The organism is Exiguobacterium sp. s146 (genome assembly GCF_018618415.1).
Taxonomy (GTDB): Bacteria; Bacillota; Bacilli; order Exiguobacteriales; family Exiguobacteriaceae; genus Exiguobacterium.
In genome coordinates this window covers 981347-1001410 of record NZ_JACSMA010000001.1, presented here as the reverse complement: position 1 = coordinate 1001410, position 20064 = coordinate 981347, and the positions used below count along the sequence as shown (strand labels likewise).

At 55.3% G+C, this 20064-nt stretch carries 21 protein-coding genes; 3 read left to right on the top strand and 18 right to left on the bottom strand.

Features of this window, described 5'->3' with window-relative positions:
• Position 1: 1 nt before the first annotated feature.
• The 3 genes from KNP83_RS05155 to KNP83_RS05145 form a co-directional block, all read right to left on the bottom strand.
• On the bottom strand, positions 2 to 1123 hold the full coding sequence (locus KNP83_RS05155; RefSeq protein WP_214761119.1) for a Glu/Leu/Phe/Val family dehydrogenase: 1122 nt from the start codon (positions 1121 to 1123) through the stop codon (positions 2 to 4).
• 19 nt (positions 1124 to 1142) lie between these two features.
• A complete protein-coding gene (yqiS, locus tag KNP83_RS05150) occupies positions 1143 to 2039 on the bottom strand; it encodes a phosphate butyryltransferase (RefSeq protein ID WP_214761117.1) in 897 nt (298 codons plus the stop codon).
• Positions 2040 to 2161: 122 nt separating this feature from the next.
• Positions 2162 to 3799: a sigma 54-interacting transcriptional regulator gene (locus KNP83_RS05145; protein ID WP_214761115.1), complete on the bottom strand. Its 1638-nt coding sequence runs from the start codon at positions 3797 to 3799 to the stop codon at positions 2162 to 2164.
• Positions 3800 to 3930: 131 nt separating this feature from the next.
• On the opposite strand from KNP83_RS05145, the gene KNP83_RS05140 reads away from it, so the two are divergent.
• Positions 3931 to 4179, top strand: a complete 249-nt coding sequence (locus KNP83_RS05140) for a DUF2627 family protein (RefSeq protein ID WP_021067693.1) — start codon at positions 3931 to 3933, stop codon at positions 4177 to 4179.
• Between the two features lie 612 nt (positions 4180 to 4791).
• Here the strand turns inward: KNP83_RS05140 and spo0A are convergent.
• The 15 genes from spo0A to aroQ all read right to left on the bottom strand — a co-directional run bounded on the left by spo0A (position 4792) and on the right by aroQ (position 18522).
• The gene (gene spo0A / locus KNP83_RS05135; RefSeq protein WP_214753187.1) at positions 4792 to 5523 is read right to left on the bottom strand and encodes a sporulation transcription factor Spo0A; all 732 of its coding nucleotides are present in this window, start codon (positions 5521 to 5523) and stop codon (positions 4792 to 4794) included.
• A complete protein-coding gene (gene recN / locus KNP83_RS05130; RefSeq protein ID WP_214761112.1) occupies positions 5524 to 7221 on the bottom strand; it encodes a DNA repair protein RecN in 1698 nt (565 codons plus the stop codon). It lies immediately after the preceding gene.
• Between the two features lie 13 nt (positions 7222 to 7234).
• Positions 7235 to 7684 (bottom strand): transcriptional regulator AhrC/ArgR, encoded by a 450-nt coding sequence (gene ahrC / locus KNP83_RS05125; protein WP_214761110.1) that lies wholly within the window; start codon positions 7682 to 7684, stop codon positions 7235 to 7237.
• Between the two features lie 141 nt (positions 7685 to 7825).
• Entirely contained in the window at positions 7826 to 8647 is an 822-nt protein-coding gene (locus KNP83_RS05120; protein ID WP_214761107.1) for a TlyA family RNA methyltransferase, read from the bottom strand.
• 6 nt (positions 8648 to 8653) lie between these two features.
• A complete protein-coding gene (dxs, locus tag KNP83_RS05115) occupies positions 8654 to 10546 on the bottom strand; it encodes a 1-deoxy-D-xylulose-5-phosphate synthase (RefSeq protein WP_214761105.1) in 1893 nt (630 codons plus the stop codon).
• Between the two features lie 123 nt (positions 10547 to 10669).
• Positions 10670 to 11548, bottom strand: a complete 879-nt coding sequence (locus tag KNP83_RS05110; RefSeq protein ID WP_214761103.1) for a polyprenyl synthetase family protein — start codon at positions 11546 to 11548, stop codon at positions 10670 to 10672.
• On the bottom strand, positions 11545 to 11775 hold the full coding sequence (gene xseB, locus KNP83_RS05105) for an exodeoxyribonuclease VII small subunit (protein ID WP_214761101.1): 231 nt from the start codon (positions 11773 to 11775) through the stop codon (positions 11545 to 11547). The genes KNP83_RS05110 and xseB overlap by 4 nt, the downstream gene beginning before the upstream one ends.
• On the bottom strand, positions 11744 to 13093 hold the full coding sequence (xseA, locus tag KNP83_RS05100; RefSeq protein WP_214761099.1) for an exodeoxyribonuclease VII large subunit: 1350 nt from the start codon (positions 13091 to 13093) through the stop codon (positions 11744 to 11746). Before xseA ends, xseB begins: the two co-directional genes overlap by 32 nt.
• Complete coding sequence (gene folD, locus KNP83_RS05095; protein ID WP_214761097.1) at positions 13086 to 13922, bottom strand: bifunctional methylenetetrahydrofolate dehydrogenase/methenyltetrahydrofolate cyclohydrolase FolD; 837 nt, start codon at positions 13920 to 13922, stop codon at positions 13086 to 13088. The genes xseA and folD overlap by 8 nt, the downstream gene beginning before the upstream one ends.
• An 87-nt stretch (positions 13923 to 14009) precedes the next feature.
• Positions 14010 to 14393 (bottom strand): transcription antitermination factor NusB, encoded by a 384-nt coding sequence (gene nusB / locus KNP83_RS05090; protein WP_214720370.1) that lies wholly within the window; start codon positions 14391 to 14393, stop codon positions 14010 to 14012.
• Between the two features lie 112 nt (positions 14394 to 14505).
• Positions 14506 to 15849 carry an acetyl-CoA carboxylase biotin carboxylase subunit gene (gene accC, locus KNP83_RS05085; protein WP_214761095.1) on the bottom strand — a complete coding sequence of 448 codons (1344 nt, stop codon included), beginning with the start codon at positions 15847 to 15849 and terminating at the stop codon, positions 14506 to 14508.
• 7 nt (positions 15850 to 15856) lie between these two features.
• On the bottom strand, positions 15857 to 16312 hold the full coding sequence (gene accB, locus KNP83_RS05080) for an acetyl-CoA carboxylase biotin carboxyl carrier protein (protein WP_214761092.1): 456 nt from the start codon (positions 16310 to 16312) through the stop codon (positions 15857 to 15859).
• A gap of 113 nt (positions 16313 to 16425) precedes the next feature.
• Complete coding sequence (efp, locus tag KNP83_RS05075) at positions 16426 to 16992, bottom strand: elongation factor P (RefSeq protein WP_021067706.1); 567 nt, start codon at positions 16990 to 16992, stop codon at positions 16426 to 16428.
• A 29-nt stretch (positions 16993 to 17021) separates the two neighbouring features.
• The gene (locus tag KNP83_RS05070; protein WP_483297897.1) at positions 17022 to 18089 is read right to left on the bottom strand and encodes a M24 family metallopeptidase; all 1068 of its coding nucleotides are present in this window, start codon (positions 18087 to 18089) and stop codon (positions 17022 to 17024) included.
• Positions 18085 to 18522 carry a type II 3-dehydroquinate dehydratase gene (gene aroQ / locus KNP83_RS05065; RefSeq protein ID WP_128122294.1) on the bottom strand — a complete coding sequence of 146 codons (438 nt, stop codon included), beginning with the start codon at positions 18520 to 18522 and terminating at the stop codon, positions 18085 to 18087. Before aroQ ends, KNP83_RS05070 begins: the two co-directional genes overlap by 5 nt.
• A gap of 142 nt (positions 18523 to 18664) precedes the next feature.
• On the opposite strand from aroQ, the gene KNP83_RS05060 reads away from it, so the two are divergent.
• The gene (locus KNP83_RS05060; protein ID WP_214761088.1) at positions 18665 to 19609 is read left to right on the top strand and encodes a DUF1385 domain-containing protein; all 945 of its coding nucleotides are present in this window, start codon (positions 18665 to 18667) and stop codon (positions 19607 to 19609) included.
• 16 nt (positions 19610 to 19625) lie between these two features.
• Positions 19626 to 20039 carry an SA1362 family protein gene (locus KNP83_RS05055; RefSeq protein ID WP_214761086.1) on the top strand — a complete coding sequence of 138 codons (414 nt, stop codon included), beginning with the start codon at positions 19626 to 19628 and terminating at the stop codon, positions 20037 to 20039.
• Positions 20040 to 20064: the final 25 nt, after the last annotated feature.

The following is a 20064-nucleotide window of genomic DNA, read 5'->3' as shown; positions in this document are numbered from 1 at the left end:
CTCAGCGCCCACCCAATAAGCTCTTTTCCACTTTCAAGAACTGGCTGCGTGAACGGGACATCATCTGAATCCGTTCCTCTGCCATCTTCTCGGCGGCGACATGCGTCGGTACGCCATCGCGCTCGGCGATCTCGAAGACGCGCTGCATGTTGTCATAGATGAGCTCGACTTTCTTCATCGCCCGCTCACGGTTATAGCCTTCGAGTTCATCGGCCACGTTGATGACGCCACCCGCGTTGATGACGAAGTCCGGCGCATAGAGAATGCCGCGCTCCTCGAGCACGTCGCCATGACGATCCTCGGCGAGCTGGTTGTTGGCCGCACCTGCGACGATTTGGGCTTTCAGTTGCGGAATCGTTTTGTCGTTGATAATCGCACCGAGCGCACACGGGGCGAAGATGTCACAATCGACCGCATAAATCTCATCCGGTTTGACGACCGTCGCGCCGAAGTCCGTCTCGGCACGCTTGAGCGCCTCTTCGTTAATGTCGGTGACGACCAAGTGGGCCCCTTCTTCATGCAGGTGACGACACAAGTTGTAGGCCACGTTGCCGACGCCTTGGACGGCGACCGTCTTGCCGGCGAGCGAGTCTGAACCGAACTTCCATTTCGCCGCCGCTTTCATGCCGCGGTACACGCCATACGCCGTCACCGGTGACGGGTTGCCGCTCGATCCGAACGCCGGACTGACGCCGGTCACGTAATCCGTCTCCATATGGATGAAGTCCATGTCGGCGACCGACGTGTTGACGTCCTCGGCCGTGATATAGCGTCCGCTGAGCGATTGCACGTAACGACCGAACGCACGGAACAACGCCTCCGACTTGTCCGTCTTCGCATTGCCGATGATGACCGCCTTCCCGCCACCGAGATTGAGTCCTGCCGCCGCGTTTTTGTACGTCATCCCTTTGGCCAGACGAAGGACGTCCGTGAGCGCTTCTTCTTCCGACGCATAGTTCCACATCCGCAGCCCCCCGAGAGCTGGTCCGAGTGTCGTGTCATGAATCGCGATAATCGCCTTCAGTCCTGACGCCTGGTCTTGGCAAAAGACGATTTGCTCATAGTCGTCGGCCTGCAAGACGTCGAAAATTCGAAAGCGTGGTTCCATGTTTGTTTCCATCATTGATGATTCCTCCATAAATTTATTTTTTAGCGTGCAAGAGCGCGAACGCGAGTGAATACAGTTTGGCCTCGGCCGTATCGGCCCGGCTCGTCAAGACGACCGGAGCGCTAGCGCCGACGACGATCGCCGCCACGCTCGCTCCGGCAAAGTACATCATCGACTTATAAAGGACGTTGCCGACCTCTATGTATGGGACGAGCAATAGGTCGGCTTGTCCGGCGACTTCGCTAGCGATGCCTTTCTGTTTGGCCGCGACCATATCGACGGCGTTATCGAGCGCGAGCGGTCCATCGACGACACAGCATTTGATTTGGCCGCGTCGGTTCATTTGGGCGAGCAGTGCGGCGTCCGTCGTGGCAGCCATCTGTGGATTGACCACTTCGACGGCGGCGATGGCCGCGACGCGCGGCAACTCGTAGCCGATGTCCGTCATCGCATCGACCGCATTGGCGATGATGTCCACTTTTTCCTCGAGCGTCGGCGCGATGTGGATGGCCGCATCGGTCACCCCGATCAATCGTTCCCGGTTCGGAATTTGAAACAAGGCGATATGGCTCAGTGTCCGGCTCGTCCGGAGTCCCGTCTCACGACTGAGCACGGCCTTCATGAACGTCGACGTCGCGACCATTCCTTTCATGAGCACATCCGCTTCCCCGGTCTTGACCGCGAGCGTCGCCCGCTTGGCAATCTCTTTGTCGCCTTTGACGTGGATGATATCGACCGCGTCCTCTTCGATGCCGTGCTCGTCACATAACCGCTTAATCTCCCGGGCATCTCCAATCAATTTAAATCGGGAAAGACCGTGGTCGGTCGCGAGCTTGACGGCGCGGATGACCTCCACGTCGGCAGCGCCGGCAATCGAAACGGTTTTCCCGTCCAGCCGTTGTGCCTTTTCGAGCATCCGTTCAAAATTCATGCATGTCCCCCCTTGCCTGTCTTCATCTTTTATCATGCAAGATTGTTTCCACTTTTGAAAGCGCTTTAATCGGTCGTTTACTATGCACTTTTGTGCATGGTGTGAAAAAAAGTGCAGGTAAATTATTGCATGCGTTCGAGTTTATTATACAGCGTCCGAATCGAAATGTGTAATCGACGCGCAGCCTCCGACTTGTTGCCGTCCGCCTCCTCGATGGCCCGTTCAATCAAATCCCGCTCATAGCGCGAGACGGCGTCTTGTAACGACAGCGAATCGGTCGGTCGGGCCGAAGCGACGCGAGGTGACAGTTGCAGGTGGTGCGGCGCGATCCATTGCTCGGAAGTCGCCATATAGATGATGGCCCGCCCGAGGACGTTCTCGAGCTCACGAACGTTCCCTTTCCAATATTGATTCTTCAATAGCTCGGTCGCCTCGCGGTTCACCCCGCGCACGCTCCGCCCGTACTCTTGGTTCAGCTTGCGGACGATGCGTTCGCAGAGCGGCTCGATTTCTTCGAGCCGGTCCCGGAGCGGCGGGATATGGATTGGCATCCGGTTGATTCGATAGTATAGGTCCTCACGGAACGTGCCGTCCGTCACTTTCTGTTCAAGGTCGGCATTCGTCGCCGCGATGATGCGGACATCGACCGGGATCGCATTCGTGCCCCCGACCCGGACGATTTCATGCTCCTGCAGCACACGGAGCAGTTTGACTTGGACATCGACCGGCAGTTCGCCAATCTCGTCTAAGAAGAGCGAGCCGCCATCGGCCTCTTCGAAATAACCGACCTTGCCCCCACGTTTCGCCCCGCTGAAGGCGCCGTTCTCGTAGCCGAACAATTCACTCTCGAGGAGCGTCGGGGAGATGGCCGCGCAATTGACACGGACGAATTTCTTATATTTGCGCGGGGACTCGCCATGAATGGCGTGGGCGAACAGTTCCTTGCCCGTCCCCGACTCCCCGCGAATGAGGACGGTGACCGGCGTGACCGCGGCAAGACGGGCCTGTTCGATGACGAAGCGCATCGCGTCGCTCGATGCGATGATGTCGGCGAACTGGTATTTCGCCTCGAGGTTGCGGATGCGCGTCTTCGCTTCTTGCAGCTCGTCACGGAGCGCCCGAATTTGAGACACGTCCCGGATGACACCGACCGACCCGCGCAATTTCCCTTCGACGATAATCGGTTCGGCGTTGACGAGAATATCGCGCCGCGTCGCCCCGATTTGCATCCGGATATCGCGGACGCCTTGCCCGGTCGACAACACTTTCAAGTGGACGCTCTCCTGCATGCCGATGTCGGCCGTCGCCGGCTTGTCGACGACGTCTTCTTTCTTGAATCCTGTCAGCCGCGTATAGGACGGGTTGATTAAAATCGTGTTCCCGTGATGGTCGGCGACGGAGATCGCCTCGCTCGTACAGTCGATAATCGCCTCGAGCATCTGTTGGTTCTGCTTCAACCGTTCGACGACGATGCGGATGAACTCGCCGGGCAGAACGACCGCTTCCGCGAAATGTCCTTTCAATTCATCGAACGTCTCGGAGCGGCCAGTCGTCTCAATCACAAAATCGAGACGTTTGTCGGCACACGCCCGCCAATCTCCCGCCGTCATAATCCCCTGGTTCCGTGCGAGTTGCATCCCTTCGGCCGTCGACTCCGGGTCGATGACGGCGACGACGGTGGCGAGCGGCGAGTCGAGCAACATTTTCAACACCTCGGTCCCGCCTTTCCCCGCACCGACAATCATCAATCGTTTATTCATTCTGAAATCCCCCAATTTTACCGTTCTGCATTCATGCTACTGAACCTGAACTGATTTCGCAACCTCACAAAAAAGACCGTGTCGACCTATGTATTTTCTGTTAAAATAATGAGTGTTAAGGAGGAGATCCTATGCGCATCATCGCACTGTTGATCTTAATCATCCCTGGCCTCTTCGGTGTCTACGGCATCAAGTTACTTCGCGACAGTTTCTTCCTCAAGACGAGCGTCCCGTTTTCTTGGATCGAGTCGGTGGCAGCCGCCTCGATGTTACAAGGAACGTTTGGACTGTTGATCGCGATGGGCGGGATCGGTTTCGTGGCAGGTTATATCTTCAATCGTGACAAGAAAACAGGCAAAGTCCCACGAATAGATTCTTGAACACAAAAAAGGTTCCCTAACTTGACTTCATTTCAAGTGCGGAACCTTTTTATTCGTATTGAATTGTGATCACTACGGATGATCTCCTTTCCTACTTGCTACAATCTTGTGACATGAGGTCCAATGGTCTTCTTAATGAAGAAGTTTGAAAGAAATTAGTAACTGCCGTCTTGCGTGAACGGAAACGTACCCATTCGAGTTACTAACGATTATTCATCGGGTCATGTCGAACCATCCATCGTGAAGTCGAACGCTTGCCATAAACTGTTCAACGGTTGACAACACTCCTTTTGGTCAACTGAACGATTCGTTTTCCCCGGCACGGTCCCTAGCTTCGAACGCGATGCCGGAATCGCCTCGCGAATGAGCGAACGTCGCGACCTCTCGTCGGGACGATGACGATTTGAGATGTCGTTCCCACCTCTGAGCTATTGACGGATAGCGGTCCGAGATGATTTCTTGCTCTAACCTGTTCCGGAACACGTTAGAAAGCGTTCATCTGACGCTCGTCCAAGTAACTTGGTACACCTTTATTATAACAAGTTTCGCTCGATTTGCAAGCGCTTTCTTTCACAAAGTAAAAGAAAATCAGGAGGAGGGCCTCCTGATCGTTTATTGTTGTTTGAACGATTGATACGTGACGAAATAGGAGATGAATTCCGAGTTTTTCGGACTGCGTTCGCGCTCGGGGCGTCCGTCGAACATCTCATGATCGCGCATCCCGTTTTCCCAAGCCGTCTTGATGGCGTGACGCATCGCCCGCTCGACACGCGACGAAGTCGTCTCATGTTCTTTCGCGACCATCGGATAAAGCTCCTTCGTAATCAATCCGAGCAGTTCCTGACGCTCCCGGACGTACACGACGGCTTGACGGATGTACTTGAATCCTTTGATGCGCGGCGAGATGCCGAGCTGTTGCAACAACAACGAGATATCGAGTTCTTCCGGCGACATCGCCTCGAACTCTCGGCTCGAACCGGCGGCGAGTTCACGGATTTTCGTGATCAGTTGTTGAATGTTGAACGGCTTGACCAAAAAGTAAGAAGCGCCGAGTTGCACGGCCTGCTTCGTGACCTCATCTTTCCCGAACGCACTGAGCATAATCACTTCCGGCTTGGCGTGCGCCAATTCCGTCTGTAATCGTTCGAGGACACCGATACCGTCTAGGTGAGGCATGATGATGTCGAGCAGAAGCACGTCCGGCTGGTGTGTCTTGACGACGTCTAAGCATGCCTCGCCGTCGTAGGCGGTCCCGACGACTTTTAAATCGTCTTCGGACTCGAGTTGGCGGGTCAACAAATCGACGATTTCTCGATTGTCGTCCGCGATGCATAATGTGATCAATTAAGACACCCCTTCGATAAACTTCCGTTTTAATTGGAGGGACATGGTGAGCAGTTCCTCCACGTGTTGCTTCGTCAAATCCGTCATCTGCGCCCCGGCAATCATCCGTCCGAGCTCATCGACCCGGTCGGCATGGCCGAGCGTCGAGACGTTCGTCTTCGTGCGCTCATCCGTCTCCGTCTTCGTGATATACAAGTGCTGGTCGGCCATGGCGGCGACTTGGGCCAAGTGGGTGATGCAGAGCACTTGCGACCCGACCGACAGGCGGAAAATCTTCTCACCCATCGCTTGGGCGACACGTCCCGACACGCCTGTATCGACTTCATCGAAGATGATGGACGCGACACCGACCGTGCGCGAGAAAATTGACTTCAACGCGAGCATGACACGCGACAGTTCTCCGCCTGATGCCACTTTGGCGAGCGGTTTGAACGGTTCCCCGACGTTCGTCATCATATAGAATTCGACTTGGTCGAGTCCGTCCGCTTTGAACGGCCCTTCTTTGAATCGAACTTCGAACTGGGTCTTCTCCATATACAATTCTTTCAATTCACGCTGAATCGCTTTCTCGAGCTCGGTCGCCGCTTGTTTGCGGGCTGCCGATAACGCGAGTCCGGTCGTGCGCACTTGTTGCTCGAGCCGGGCGAGCCGGTCCGAGAGTTCTTGCAAGTGTTCTTCCCGATTCGTCATCGATTTTAACTCTTCGGCGATTTTCTCCCCATATGTGATGACCTCATCAATCGTGGCCCCGTATTTTCGTTTCAACTGTTGGAACAAGGCGAGCCTCGTCTCAATCTCGTCAAGACGGATTGGGTCGAACTCGAGCGAGTCGAGCTGGTCCCGCAACTGGAATTTGGCGTCCTCGAGCAAGAAGTAAGCGTTCGAGATCGTCTCAGCCATCGGCGCAAGTGATGTCGACAGCGAGGACGCTTCCTCCATCTCTCGCATGGCGATCCCGATTTGGTCGAGCCCTTTCGATTCGTCCGCGACGGCCTCATACGATAACCGGACGTGCTGATGAATCCGCTCGAAGTTGGCGAGCTCATTCCGTTCCTCGGTGAGCGCCTGTTCTTCGCCGACTTTTAGTTCGGCCGCCTCAATCTCATTCGTCTGGAACGCGAGCAGGTCCATCCGCTGGGCCAGCTCTTGTTCGCTTTGACTCAATCGTTTCAACTCATCGGCGACGTTCTTCCAATCGACATAAGCCTCACGATAACGCTCAAGGAGCGGCGCGAGCTCGGCTTCGGCAAAACTATCCAAAATGCCGAGATGGTATTCGGCATCCATCAAGTGTTGGTGCTCATGCTGGCCGTGAATATCGACGAGTAGACGTCCGAGCTCGCGAAGTGTCGACAACGGCATCATCTTGCCGTTGACACGGCAAACGCTCTTTCCGCTGCTATGTAGGTCGCGGCGCAAGATGACGGTCCCTTCTTCAATCTCGATACCGTATTGCGTCGCCGCTTCGATAATCGGATGATCGGGTTCGACGTTGAACAGCCCTTCGATTTCTGCCTTGTCTTGGCCATAGCGGACGAACTCACTCGAACCGCGGCCCCCGACGAGCAGGCCGATGGCATCGAGTAAGATGGATTTCCCCGCCCCGGTCTCACCCGTCAATACGGTCATCCCACGCTTGAACGTGATATTCAGTTCATCGATGATCGCAAATTGTTTGATCGATAGTTCTGCTAACATACGATAATTCACCTCATAACATTCCGAGTAGTCGTTCGATGATTCGCTTCGCTTGCGCTTCGTCCCGGGCAATCATCAAAATCGTATCATCGCCACACACCGTGCCAATCAACTCATCCCATGACAAGTGGTCGATCAACACACCGATCGCATCCGCATTGCCGGGCAACACTTTCATGACGACCAAGTTTTGGGCCGAGTCGACCGAGACGAAGCTGTCACCGAGAATCCGCTTCATTTTGCCGTACGGGTTAAAGCGCTGATCGGCCGGCAGACTATATTTATAGCGGCCGTCATTGAGCGGTACTTTGACGAGATGGAGCTCTTTAATGTCCCGTGACACCGTTGCCTGGGTCACTGGATATCCAGAGCGATGCAGCTCGTCGACGAGCTCGTCTTGCGTCTCGATTTCACGGTTTGTCACGATTTCTCGAATTTTAATCAAACGCTGTCCTTTATTCATACTCGCTGACACCTCATTTGTTGTTTCACATACTCAGTATCATTCTAAAGTATTGTCGAAAAAAGGTCTAGCATTCGCAGGATGATTTCCCCAGTCGGTCGCATCCACGCATGAAAAAGCTGCAGACGAAACGTCTGCAGCTCAAGCGTTCTTCTTCAATTGTGCGTGGGCGGCGTCGATGACCGCGTCCACGTCGATGGCAGGGTCGACACTGCCGACACCTGTGAAACGGGCGAATAACAAGAATTCGATATTCCCATCCCCACCCGTGATTGGTGAAAAATCGAGTCCCGCGACTTCGAACCCTTCCGAGGCGAAGTAACGGACCATGTCGTCGACGACCCGTTCATGTATGGCCCGATCCCGGACGATGCCTTTTTTGCCGACATCGGCCTTCCCGGCCTCAAATTGCGGCTTGACGAGCGCCATGACGATACCGCCCGGCTTCAAAATCGTCTTCAGCGGCGGAATCATGAGCCGGAGCGAAATGAACGAGACATCGATTGTCGCGAAATCCGGCGCCACCGGGAACTGGTCCGCGGTCGCATGGCGGAAGTTCATCCGCTCCATGACGACGACGCGGTCGTCGCTCCGAAGCTTCCATGCCAACTGGTTATAGCCGACATCGACCGCATACATCTGCGTGGCCCCGTTTTGGAGCGCACAATCAGTGAACCCGCCTGTCGATGAGCCGATATCGATACCGATGTTACCCGCCACATCGAACGGGAAGACTTGGAGCGCTTTTTCAAGCTTCAGTCCGCCCCGTCCGACGTATGGCAACACCTGGCCTTTCACTTCGAGCGGGATGTCGTCGAACACTTTGTCGCCGGCCTTATCGAGCCGCTCGGTCCCGCTATAGACGAGCCCGGCCATGACCGACCGCTTCGCCTTCTCTCTCGTCTCCGCTAAACCGCGGTCGACGAGGAGCACATCTAATCTAGTTTTCTTTCGTTTTTCCATAGTTCCTCACACATTCTGTCGATTTGTCACTTGAACGAACTGCTGAACCGAGTCAGCGATTTGCGTCGGACGGAGCCCGATTTCTTCGAGCAGCTGATTGACGCCGCCGTGTTCGATATAGCGGTCCGGAATGCCGAGTCGGAGCACGCGCGGGAACTGGCCGGCATCGCTCGCATGTTCGAGCACACTGCTGCCGAATCCGCCGGCGAGTGCCGCTTCCTCTAACGTGACGAGCGGGATGCCTTCCGCATATAAAGCGGAGAGCATGGCATCGTCGAGCGGCTTGATCGTCCGGGCGTTGATGACGCGGACGCTCACTTGACCTTCAAGCAGGGCGCGCACTTCGAGCGCGTCTTGCACTTGCGGACCGAACGTCAAGATGGCGACGTCCGTCCCATCTGCGACCGTCTCCCACACATCGAGCGGTAATTCGCGGAGGGTCTCGCTCATCGGTGTGCCGATTCCCTCCCCACGCGGGAACCGGACGGCAATCGGACCGTCGTCATACTTCAAGGCCGAATAGACGAGATGTTGCAATTCGTCCTCATCTTTCGCCATCAAGATGCGAATGTTCGGCACGTGACGCATAAAGGCGATATCGAATACCCCTTGATGCGTCTCCCCGTCCGCTCCGACGAGACCAGAACGGTCAATCGTGAAGACGACGTTCAAGTTTTGACGGCAAATGTCGTGCACGAGCTGATCATAGGCACGTTGGAAGAACGTCGAATAAATCGAGACGACCGGCTTCAAGCCTTGTGTCGCTTGTCCCCCGGCCAATGTGACCGCATGCTGTTCGGCGATGCCGACGTCAAACATCCGCTCTGGGAATTGCTTGTTGAAGCAATCGAGTTTCGAGCCGACGCTCATCGCTGGTGTGATGAGTGTCACGCGCTCGTCCGTCTCGGCGACTTTCGTAATCGTCTCCGCGACGACCTTCGAATAGCTCGGTCCTTTGACCTTGCCTTTGATGACTTCGCCAGACTCGATTTTATACGGTCCGAGACCGTGCCACGTGCCAACACCATCGAGTTCGGCCGGGCGATAGCCCTTCCCTTTTTTCGTGATGACGTGGACGATGACCGGCCCATCGATTTTCTTGGCGTACTCGAGCGTCTCGAGCAGATCGCGTAAATCATGACCGTCTGTCGGTCCGAAGTACGTGAAGCCGAGCTCTTCGAAGAACGTCCCCGGGATGAGCGCTGATTTCAGCATATCCTTCACGCGTTCCCCGCTCCGTTCGAGCGAATTGCCGACGATCGGGATGTGTTTGATGAGCGTCTCGACTTCCTCACGGGCGTGTTTCAGTTTACGAGACGAGCGCATCCGGCCGAGCATGTTGTGCATCGCACCGACGTTCGGCGCGATTGACATCTCATTGTCGTTCAAGATGACGATGACGTTTTGTTTTTCGGCGCCGATATGGTTCAGTGCTTCGAGCGCCATCCCCCCAGTGAGCGCCCCGTCCCCGATGATGGCGATGGCCCGGTCGTTCGTGCGGCCTTTCAATTCGTTCGCGATAGCGATTCCCATCGCGGCCGATAAGGACGTCGAGCTGTGGCCCGTCTCCCAGACGTCGTGATCGCTCTCACAACGCTTCGGGAACCCACATAAGCCGTTGTATTGGCGGAGTGTGTCGAACTGGCTCGTCCGGCCTGTCAAAATTTTGTGGACGTAGGCTTGATGCCCTACATCCCATACGAGTTGGTCTTTCGGACTGTCAAATACACGGTGCAAGGCAAGCGTCAATTCGACAACCCCTAGGTTTGGTCCCAAGTGCCCTCCCGTTTCAGCCAATTTTTCAATCAAAAACCGTCTGATGTCCGCGCCGAGTGCTTCTAACTCGGGCACCGACATCCTTTTTAAAAATGACGGGTCTTGAATGGATGTCAAGTCCATGATGACCATCCTTTCTCCTATCTTATTACTGATTCGTACCTTACATTTTACAAGAATGTGTCCATAGATGCTATACATTCACAAAAACAAAGGTGACACGATGTGCTCATCGTGTCACCGAGATTAATGATTGCGCTGTACGACGAAGTCGAGAAGCTCTCGTAAACGCGGGGCCTCGACCGATAGTTCAGCCAATGCGGCCTCACTTCCCGTGACTTCCCGTTCGAGCGCTTGCTTCGCCCCATCGAGACCGAGCAGCTTCGGGTACGTCGCTTTATCGTTGCCTTCGTCCGAACCGACCCGCTTGCCGATGAGCGCCTCGTCTCCTTCGACGTCCAAAATATCGTCTTGGATTTGGAAGGCGACCCCGAGATGTTTCCCGAAGCGAACGAGCGCCTGCCGGTCTGCTACCGGGGCGTCCGCCAAAATCGCACCCGCTTCAAGGGCGTAGACGAGGAGTGCCCCCGTCTTCCGCTCATGAATCGATTGCAAAGTCGACAGCGACACTCCAGTACGTTTTTCGGCGAGCATGTCATCGAGCTGCCCCCCGACCATGCCGGCGCTGCCTGCCGCTTCACTGAAGCGGGCGATAAGCGCGACGCTCTTCGCCGGTTCGAGTTCCGCCTGAGCCAAGATTCGGAACGCGTCCGTCAACAAGGCGTCACCCGCAAGAATCGCGGTCGCCTCATCGAACTGGCGGTGATTCGTCGGACGGCCACGCCTGACGTCGTCATCATCCATCGCCGGAAGGTCGTCATGGATGAGGGAGTACGTGTGGACCATCTCGAGGGCGACGGCCGCTTCATGACCGAGCGCCCGCGGACGGCCGTATGTATCGAGGACGGCATAAAGGAGAGCCGGACGAATCCGTTTCCCGCCTGCCTCGAGTGAGTACATCATCGACTGGAATAAACGTTCCGGCATCGACGCCTCACCGATAAGACGGCGTGTCGCCGTCTCGACTTCCTGTTTCCACTCTTGGAGATAGACGTGCGCACTCATACGGTGCCACCCTTTTCACGGAGAGTTCCGTCGAGTTCGAGAATCTCATCCATCTTCTGTTCCGCTGCCGTCAACTTCGTCTGACAAAGTGCCGACAAGCGGACCCCTTCCTCATAGAGCGTCATCGCCTCTTCAAGGGCGACTTCTCCCGTCTCGAGTTGCGTCACGATTTCCTCGAGGCGGGCGAGCGCCGCTTCAAACGTCTGTTCTGCTGGTTGTTTCGCCATCATGTCTCTCCTTCACTTCCGCAACGGCGTGGCCATCCCGAAATCGGATCGTGACCAGGCCGTCATGTAGTTGTTTGACATCTTTCACGTACGTCCCGTCCTGCTCGATGAACGTATAGCCCCGAGCGAGCACGGCGAGCGGGCTGACCGCGTTCAAGCGGCCGACTTGAGCTGCGAAGCGGTCCGCCGGTCGTTCGAGTGGCCGAATGCGCTTCAGGCGACCGTCGAGTTGACGGTGTGTCTCATCGTTGCGATGAAGCGTCTGCGCCAGCTTCCTGACATCGAGCTGTTGTCGGGACTGGGCAAGGCGGTGTTTGGCATGCGTCACTTGCTTCGTGACACCTTGCTCGAGCCGAATCTCGGCTTGTTCGAACCGCTCCCGTTTTTGGGTGAGCGTGAAACGGGGCGACTTCAAACCGTAACTGTTCGTCGCCCGACCGAGCCGTTCCCGAATCGACGACATCTGATTCGTGACGGTCCGGGTCAACTGGGACGATAACCGCTCGACGTCTTTTCGTTGCGCCTCGATCGTCGCTGTTGCGAGTTCCGCAGCCGCTGTCGGCGTCGCGGCCCGCACGTCGGCGACAAAGTCAGCCAACGTGAAATCGGTCTCGTGCCCGACGGCCGAGATGACAGGAATCCTGGATTCATAAATCGCCTCGACGACGACGTCCTCGTTGAACGCCCATAACTCTTCGATTGACCCGCCACCACGGCCGACGATCAATACGTCGCAATCGGTCCGTTCGTTCATCCACCGAATCGCGCTCGCCACTTGCGGGGCAGATTGATCGCCTTGGACGGCGACGGGCGCGAACGTGATGGCCACGTGCGGCGCACGTCGTCTAAGTGTCGTGGCGATATCGTGAAGGGCCGCACCTTTCGGCGAGGTGACAATCCCGATTCGCTCCGGGAAAGCCGGCAGTGGACGTTTCCGTTCTGCTGCGAACCACCCCTTCGCCTCGAGTTCGCGTTTTCGCGCCTCATAGCGTTCGAACAACATCCCGATGCCGTCCTGTCGCATCAGTTCGACGTACAGCTGGATGTCACCGGTCGACTCGTACATCGTCACACGGGCGACGACGATCACGTTCATCCCGTCTTTTGGTTCAAAATTGAGTGTCCGAGCGTCACGCGAGAACATAACCGCCTTCATCCGAGAGGATTCGTCTTTGAGGGTGAAATAACAGTGCCCGGAAGCGTACCGTTTGAAGTTCGAGATTTCGCCGATGACGGCAAGTTGTTGCAGAATCGGGTCATCGTCGAGCTGGCGCTTCACGTAGTGGACGACTTCGGAAACTTGAATCGGATTAGCCACGAGAGGCGACCTCGACCGTATTATGCATGAGCATCGTAATCGTCATCGGGCCGACACCACCCGGAACAGGCGTGATGGCACTCGCGACATCACGAACACCGGAAAAGTCGACATCCCCGACGAGACGGCCGTTGACGCGGTTGACACCGACATCGATGACGATTGCCCCAGGTTTGATCATGTCCGCTGTGACGAGACCGGCCCGACCGACGGCGACAATCAAAATATCGGCCTGACGTGTCATCGCCCCGAGGTCATCCGTCTTCGAATGACAGTAGGTCACGGTGGCGGATTCGTTCAAGAACAGCATCCCGACCGGTTTCCCGACGATTTGGCTGCGACCGACGACGACGACGTGCTTGCCGACCAAGTCGGTCTGCGTCTTGACGAGGTGCAGAATCCCGTGTGGTGTACATGGCAATAGTGTCTCGAGACCGAGCATCATCTTCCCAACGTTCGTCGGATGGAACCCATCCACGTCTTTGTCCGGTGAGATGCGCATGATGACGCGATTCTCATCGATATGCTTCGGTAACGGCAACTGCACGAGAATGCCGTGCAACGCGTCGTCCGCGTTCATCGAATCAATCAGTTCGAGCACTTCCCGTTCTGAAATCGTGTCATCGAAGCGAATCACTTGCGAATCGATGCCGATTTCAGCCGCCGCCCGTTCTTTTCCCCGGACGTAGCTGTGGCTCGCCGGATCATCCCCAATCAAAATGACTTTCAATTTCGGTACGATACCTCGTGCGCGTAACGCACTGACCCGTTCTTTCAACGTCTCCCGATATGATGCTGCGATTTGTTTCCCGTCGATCACTACTGCCATCTCTCTCATCCCCCGTTGTCTTAGGTTTCTCTGTAGTTGGTGTGGTGTCTTCTCTATTTGTTTAACAGACCGTATGCTTGTCTTCGCTTACGCTTTGATGATATTGCCGAGCACGCCGTTGACGAGCTTGGCCGCTTCTTCATCGGCGAACGATTTGGCGAGTTCGACCGCCTCGTTGATCGTCACTTTGTCCGGAATCGTCTCGACGTAGAGCAATTCGTACGTCGCCATGCGGAGAATCGTCCGCTCGACATTTCCGAGACGGTCGAGTCTCCAGTTTTTCAAGTTCTCGATGAGCAATTCATCAATCTCGTCTTTCTTTTCTAACGTCTCAACGACGAGTTGTTCGTAGAATGGATCCGAATCCATGCCATCGAGGGCAAATTCGATGGCCTCGTCTACCTCAAGTTTTGATACTTCGATTTGAAAAAGCGTTTGAATCGCTTTTTCCCGTGCTTCATGACGTTTCATTCAGATACTCTCCTTTTGCATGCTTTCATTGTGATAGTTTAGCATAAAGCCTCCATAAATTCAGTACAAAAAACCAGGAAGCCCAAATAATGTTCGGGCTTCCTGGTCAAGCTCATTTTGTGAGCGTCATTTCTTTTTCGACAAATTTCGTGTCGAACGCACCCGTCCGGAAACGCTCGTGGGCCATGACTTGTTGATGGAACGGAATCGTCGTGTGGATGCCCGATACCGTGAACTCGTCGAGGGCGCGAAGCATCTTCGCAATCGCCTCTTCCCGCGTCGGCGCATGAACAATCAGTTTCGCCACCATCGAATCATAGAACGGCGGGATGACGGCACCGGCATAGAGACCGCTGTCGACCCGGACGCCCATGCCGCCAGGAACGATATACTGATCGATTTTTCCGGCCATCGGACGGAAATCCGCAAACGGGTCTTCCGCGTTTATGCGGCACTCGATCGAGTGGCCGCCGAACGTGATATCCGATTGGCTGATGGCCAGCGGATGCCCGAGCGCGACTTCGAGTTGCGCTTGGACGAGGTCGAAGCCGGTAATCATTTCGGTTACCGGATGTTCGACCTGAATCCGCGTGTTCATCTCCATGAAATAAAACTCGTTCGATTCCGGCACGTAGATGAACTCGATCGTACCCGCACCCGAATACTGAATCGCTTTCGCCGCTTTCACGGCCGCGTCGCCCATCGCTTGACGGGTCGTCTCATCGATGACTGGAGACGGTGCTTCCTCGACCAACTTCTGCATCCGGCGCTGAATCGTACAGTCCCGCTCCCCGAGATGGATGACGTTGCCGTATTGATCGGCGAGCACTTGCACCTCGACGTGGCGGAACGACTCGATATATTTTTCCAAATAGACGTCACCGTTGCCGAACGCCTGCTTTGCTTCTTTCCGCGTGTCGGTGAGCCCTTTCACGAGCTCGGACTCGTCGAAAGCGACCCGGATTCCACGTCCGCCGCCTCCGGCCGTCGCCTTGATGATGACCGGATATCCGATTTCACGGGCGAGTTCGATTGCTTCCTCATCGGTGACGACTCCGCTCGAGCCCGGGACGACCGGAACGCCCGACTCGATCATCGTTCGTTTCGCCTCGTCCTTGATGCCCATCTTCCGAATCGCATAGCTGCTCGGTCCGACAAATTGGATGCCGCACGCCTCGCTCATCTCGGCGAACTCGGCATTCTCGGCCAAGAAACCATACCCTGGGTGAATCATCGTCGCATCGACCGCGCACGCGACCGATAGGATGTTCGGGATATTCAAATAGGAGTCTTTCGACGGGTTCGGCCCGATGCAGTACGCCTCATCGGCCAGACGGACGTGTAACGCCTCGCGGTCTGCTTCCGAGAAGACGGCGACCGTCGGGATATTCAACTCTTTCGCGGCCCGAATGATGCGGACCGCAATCTCTCCACGGTTGGCAATGAGTAGTTTCATAAATACCTCACTTCACGCTGAAGAGCGCTTGGCCGTATTCGACTAAATCGCCATCTGCGACGAGGATCTCGACGATCTCCCCGCTGATTTCCGTCTCGACATCGTTGAACAGTTTCATCGCTTCTAAAATACAGACGACTTGTCCGGCTTCGACACGGTCGCCGACTTGAACGTAAGCGTCTTTGTCCGGCGCCGGGCGCGAATAGAACGTCCCGACCATCGGTGATGTGATCGTGCGCAAGTTGCTCGGCGCAGGTGTCGGTGCCGATTCTTGTTCTGTCTCGGTGACAGGCGCAGGTGCTGCGACCGGGGCCGCGTGCACGATTGGTGTATGAGTAGCGGCGAATTGTGGGGCCGCTTCTTTTTTCAATGAAAGTTTAAACTCCGGCGTCTCGAGTTCCATCTCGTGAACGGACGTCTGATCGAGTAATGTGATCAGCTCTTTAATGTGTTCGATTTGCATGAAATAACCCCCTGTTTATACCTGGTACTAATCTCTACTCTACTATAACTGGTCAGACCAGTGAATGCAACGACAAAAAAAGGGCCCATTCCGAAGAATGGACACCTCTTGGTTTACCCGTTATAGCGGCCTGTGAACTCGCCTGTGCGCGTGTCGACCGTTACTTTTTCGCCTGGCTCGATGAAGAGCGGCACTTGAATGATGTGGCCTGTTTCGACCGTCGCGTTTTTCTTCACGTTCGATGCCGTGTCGCCTTTGACGCCTGGATCGGCTTCGACAATCGTCAAGACGACCGTCGTCGGGAGCTCGATACCGAGAATCTCGCCGTCATAGTCCGCGATACTCACTTCCATGTTCTCGAGCATGTACGGGAGCGCCGCTTTCACTTGCTCGCCCGTCAATTCGAGCTGTTCATACGACTCCGTGTCCATGAACACGTACGTGTCGCCCATCGGATAGAGGTACTGCATGCGTTTCCGCTCGATGTGCGCGCGCTCGATGCGCTCGCCGCCACGGAACGTCGTCTCTTGAATCGCACCCGTGCGCAAGTTACGCATTTTCGTGCGGACGAAGGCCGCGCCTTTACCTGGCTTGACGTGTTGGAACTCGATGACTTGCCAAATCGAACCGTCAGACGTCTTGACCGTTAAGCCTGTTTTTAAATCGTTCACTGATACCATATTGATTTCCTCCTAAAATGAGCTGAAGCTCAAGCCTCAATCGTAATTAACTCTTTTGGCGACTGCGTGAGACGGATGTTTCCTGTCTCCGTGACGACCACGTCATCCTCGATGCGGCAACCGCCGACACCGGCGATGTAAATCCCTGGTTCAATCGTGACGACCATCCCCGGCTCGAGTACCGTCTCCGAACGGAACGACAATCCTGGCGCCTCATGCACTTCCATGCCGAGACCATGTCCTGTCGAATGTCCGAAGTATTCACCGTAGCCCGCTTCTTTGATGACGTCACGTGTTAACGCGTCCGCCTCGATTCCTGTGATGCCGGCTTTCGTGCCCTCGACACCTGCGAGTTGAGCCCGGAGCACCGTATCGTAAATCGTGCGCAACTCGTCCGAGATATCCCCGATGGCGAGCGTACGTGTGATGTCCGAGCAGTACCCTTGATAGTAAGCACCGAAATCGAGTGTCACGAGCTCACCGGCCTCGATGACCTTGTCGCTCGCCACACCGTGCGGCAATGCCGAGCGGTGCCCTGACGCGACGATCATATCGAATGAAGATGAGTCCGCGCCTTGGGCCCTCATGAACATTTCCAATTCATTCGCGACTTCTTTTTCGGTCCGCCCTGGACGGATGAACGTTTGGATGTGCGTAAACGCCGCGTCCGCAATCGCCGCGGCTTCCTTCATTATCTTAATCTCTGACTCATCCTTAATCAAGCGTAGCTTTTCAACGATTCCTGACGTTTCGACGAGCTCGGCTGCGACTTCTTTTTCATACGTCCGGAACTGACCGACCGTCATGTCATCTTGTTCGATGCCGAGGCGCTTCACCGCTTGCTCCGTCACGACGTCTGCGACCGACTTGATGAGCGACGTCTTATGCTCGATGATGTCGAAGCCCTTCACTTGGCTCGCAGCTTGTTCCGTGTAGCGGAAATCGGTGATGAAGCTTGCCGACTGTGCCGTGATGACGAGGACACCGCTCGACCCGGTGAAACCAGATAAGTAGCGGATGTTCTCCCGTTTCGTCACGAGCAATCCGTCGATGCCGTTCGCTTCTAGCTGAGCTTGCAGTTTGTTGACCCGTTCAATCATGTCGATTCCTCCAATGTGCGAGCAATGCCTGCAACGCGAGCGTATAGCTCGTCAAACCGAAACCGCTGATGACACCGAGACAGACGGCGGCAAGTTTCGATTCATGACGAAACGACTCCCGTGCATGCACGTTCGAAATATGTACTTCGACGACCGGGGCCTTGATGGCGGCGATGGCATCCCGGAGCGCAATCGACGTATGTGTGTACGCCCCCGCGTTGAAGATGACCCCCGCATAATCGTACGCTTCATGGAGCGCGTCGATCAGTTCGCCTTCATGGTTAGATTGGACGAACGTCAACTGAACATCCTCCGGGGCGGCGAGCAAGAGTTCCGCCGTCAATCCCTTCAACGAGACGTCCCCGTATACGTCCGGTTCCCGCTTCCCGAGCAGATTCAAATTCGGTCCATTTAAGACGAGTATATGCACAAGTCTTCCCCCCTGTTCGTCAAGTCGCCTCTATTGTAACAAATTTAACGGTTCGTGCGACAATCGACGTTCGTGATGTTTCGTTTTTTACGTGAATCACGGTATAATTCAACTATATAACTGTAGGAATCGAGGAAATGACATGAAAACTAAACCATTGATTCCCGTCGGCGGCCAGGCGCTCGTGGAAGGCGTCATGTTTCAAGGACGCGCCGAGAGCGCTTCGGCGATTCGACGGAAAGACGGATCCATCGAGACGTTCCAGCAACCCCGGATTCTCGTCCCATGGGTCCAATCGCTAAAAAAAGTCCCATTCCTGCGCGGTGTGGTCGCACTCTACGAATCGCTCAAAAACGGTTCGGCCCATATGACGTTCGCGAGCGATCGCTATGACGTCGATCCGAGTGAGGACGAAGCAACAAAACCGGAAGAGAAAAAACAGAACATCTTGATGGTCGTCATGATCGCCATCGTCGGCGTCATCTCATACGTATTCGGCAAGCTGATTTTCAATGTCACCCCCGCCCTTCTTGCCGCCATGTTCCAAAGCGTGCCCGCATTGTCCGGTCATGTGATTCAAAACCTCCTCGAAGGGGGAATAAAATTAGTATTGTTGCTCAGTTACCTCTATTTGATTTCCTTAACGCCGCTCATCCGGCGCGTGTTCCAATATCACGGGGCCGAGCATAAGGTGATTAACTGTTATGAATCCGGACGACCGATCACCGTCGAGAACGTTCGGGCGAGCTCGCGCCTTCACTACCGATGTGGATCGAGCTTCATCTTATTCACCGTTTTCGTCGGCATCGGCGTTTACATGATCGTCCCGATCGACCCGCTCTGGGTCCGACTCGTCAGCCGCATCGCCTTGTTGCCAGTGGTCATCGGCATCTCGTTCGAGGTGCTCCAGTTCACAAACCGCTTCCGCGAACATCGCTTCTTATCCGTTCTCGGCAAGCCTGGATTGTCTTTACAATTGTTGACGACGCGCGAACCGAATGACGAACAAATCCGTGTCGCCATCGAGGCGTTCGAGACATGGGAACGTTCAGAACTAGGTCAACCGGACGTGCAAAGAGAGGGATAAAGAGGAGGAAAGCACCATGATCAGACAAAGAATCGGCTCGACCGCAGCCACGATCGTGTTCATCTTAGGCTTCATCGGTGTCGGACATATGCTCGCGACCGACCCTGGTCGATTGTTCAGGCAGTTGCTCTTCATCGGAATTTTCGGGTTGATCTTCTACGTGATTTATCGGGTGTTCATGGCGCCGAAAATCTCGGCCGAGGATATGCGTTACCGCAAGACCGCCCAAGCCTCGAAAAAACGGATGCAACGTCCGGGTACGAATCCAAAAGTCAAACCGTCCACTGCCGCCAAAAAGAAAGTGAAGCCCAGTTCGAACGTGACGAAACTGTCGAAGCGTCCGACCCGCTCGACGCATCGCGGTGACGCCCCTCACTTGACCGTCATCGAAGGCAAGAAAGGCAAGAAGAAAAAGAAAGCCAATATGTGAAAAATGAACCAGGCCACATGCGGCC

What these genes read in the sequence shown, in the direction of transcription:
- KNP83_RS05120 (WP_214761107.1), bottom strand. Translation starts at nt 8,647, where the DNA reads ATGGAAAAACGAAAGAAAACTAGATTAGATGTGCTCCTCGTCGACCGC.
- KNP83_RS05060 (WP_214761088.1), top strand. Translation starts at nt 18,665, where the DNA reads ATGAAAACTAAACCATTGATTCCCGTCGGCGGCCAGGCGCTCGTGGAA.
- dxs (WP_214761105.1), bottom strand. Translation starts at nt 10,546, where the DNA reads ATGGACTTGACATCCATTCAAGACCCGTCATTTTTAAAAAGGATGTCG.
- folD (WP_214761097.1), bottom strand. Translation starts at nt 13,922, where the DNA reads ATGGCAGTAGTGATCGACGGGAAACAAATCGCAGCATCATATCGGGAG.
- KNP83_RS05140 (WP_021067693.1), top strand. Translation starts at nt 3,931, where the DNA reads ATGCGCATCATCGCACTGTTGATCTTAATCATCCCTGGCCTCTTCGGT.
- KNP83_RS05110 (WP_214761103.1), bottom strand. Translation starts at nt 11,548, where the DNA reads ATGAGTGCGCACGTCTATCTCCAAGAGTGGAAACAGGAAGTCGAGACG.
- KNP83_RS05055 (WP_214761086.1), top strand. Translation starts at nt 19,626, where the DNA reads ATGATCAGACAAAGAATCGGCTCGACCGCAGCCACGATCGTGTTCATC.
- yqiS (WP_214761117.1), bottom strand. Translation starts at nt 2,039, where the DNA reads ATGAATTTTGAACGGATGCTCGAAAAGGCACAACGGCTGGACGGGAAA.
- accC (WP_214761095.1), bottom strand. Translation starts at nt 15,849, where the DNA reads ATGAAACTACTCATTGCCAACCGTGGAGAGATTGCGGTCCGCATCATT.
- nusB (WP_214720370.1), bottom strand. Translation starts at nt 14,393, where the DNA reads ATGAAACGTCATGAAGCACGGGAAAAAGCGATTCAAACGCTTTTTCAA.
- xseB (WP_214761101.1), bottom strand. Translation starts at nt 11,775, where the DNA reads ATGGCGAAACAACCAGCAGAACAGACGTTTGAAGCGGCGCTCGCCCGC.
- ahrC (WP_214761110.1), bottom strand. Translation starts at nt 7,684, where the DNA reads ATGAATAAAGGACAGCGTTTGATTAAAATTCGAGAAATCGTGACAAAC.
- accB (WP_214761092.1), bottom strand. Translation starts at nt 16,312, where the DNA reads ATGCAAATCGAACACATTAAAGAGCTGATCACATTACTCGATCAGACG.
- KNP83_RS05155 (WP_214761119.1), bottom strand. Translation starts at nt 1,123, where the DNA reads ATGATGGAAACAAACATGGAACCACGCTTTCGAATTTTCGACGTCTTG.
- efp (WP_021067706.1), bottom strand. Translation starts at nt 16,992, where the DNA reads ATGGTATCAGTGAACGATTTAAAAACAGGCTTAACGGTCAAGACGTCT.
- KNP83_RS05145 (WP_214761115.1), bottom strand. Translation starts at nt 3,799, where the DNA reads ATGAATAAACGATTGATGATTGTCGGTGCGGGGAAAGGCGGGACCGAG.
- recN (WP_214761112.1), bottom strand. Translation starts at nt 7,221, where the DNA reads ATGTTAGCAGAACTATCGATCAAACAATTTGCGATCATCGATGAACTG.